The sequence below is a fragment of the Amycolatopsis sp. SID8362 genome, assembly GCF_010550475.1.
Lineage (GTDB): Bacteria > Actinomycetota > Actinomycetes > Mycobacteriales > Pseudonocardiaceae > Amycolatopsis > Amycolatopsis eburnea.
Genome location: NZ_JAAGNB010000333.1, coordinates 1 through 785 on the forward strand (window position 1 = coordinate 1; position 785 = coordinate 785).

The window sequence follows — 785 nt, forward strand, 5'->3', positions numbered from 1 at the left end:
GCCGCGCCGCGCCGCGCCCGTGCCGCGCCCGTGCGGGTGGTGACGGCCTTTGGGGTCAGTGACTCCGGCGATACCTGCGGCGCTGGCCGGCGATGACGAGTCCGACGCCGAGGGATGCGATCAGGGCTCCGGCGCCGGCGAGGCCCCAGGCGTCGACGCCGGTGCTGGCCAGTGTGGTGCTGCCTGGGCCGGGCTTGGCCGGAGGGCCTGCGGGCGCGGGGGTCGTGCTGCTGCTGCTGGGCAGGGCCTCCGAGGTCCAGTGCGCGTACAGGGTCAGATTGCTGGTGACCGGCGTGCCGAAGTCCCACTTCGTGCCGCCCGTGGCGTTGGTGTACCAGCCGGCGAAGGTGTAGCCGGCGCGGCTCGGGTTCGTCGTGGGGGAGCCGGCGGCGGCGCCGCAGGAGGTTTGTTCGCTGGCGGGCACGACACCGGACCCGCCGTTGGCGTCGAAGCTGACCGTCACCGGCGCGACATAGGTGAGGGTGACGGAGCCCGGGCCGGAGTTGGTCGCCGCAGCCGAGGAGAGCGTCCCGTCTTTGGTGACGTAGGAACCCCCGCCACCGCCAGGACCGAAGGCGACACCGTCACCGCCGCCACCGCCGCTGTAGCCACCACCGCCACCGCCACCGGTACCGCCACCGCCACCGCCACCGAATCCGCCGCCGAATCCGCCGCCGAGGCTGTTGCCGCCGGCGCCGCCGGCGCCGCCGTTGACGACAGCCTTGCCGCCGCCACCGCCAGCGACGCCGCCGGTGGAGCTGCCGTCGCCGCCGTTGGTGAGAAGC

General features: G+C 74.9%; 1 protein-coding gene. It reads right to left on the reverse strand.

Translation table 11 applies throughout. The features are described 5' to 3' along the window. Positions 1-55: 55 nt before the first annotated feature. Positions 56-785 (reverse strand): InlB B-repeat-containing protein (locus tag G3I65_RS58235; RefSeq protein ID WP_203612343.1); only part of this gene is annotated, 730 nt, incomplete at its 5' end.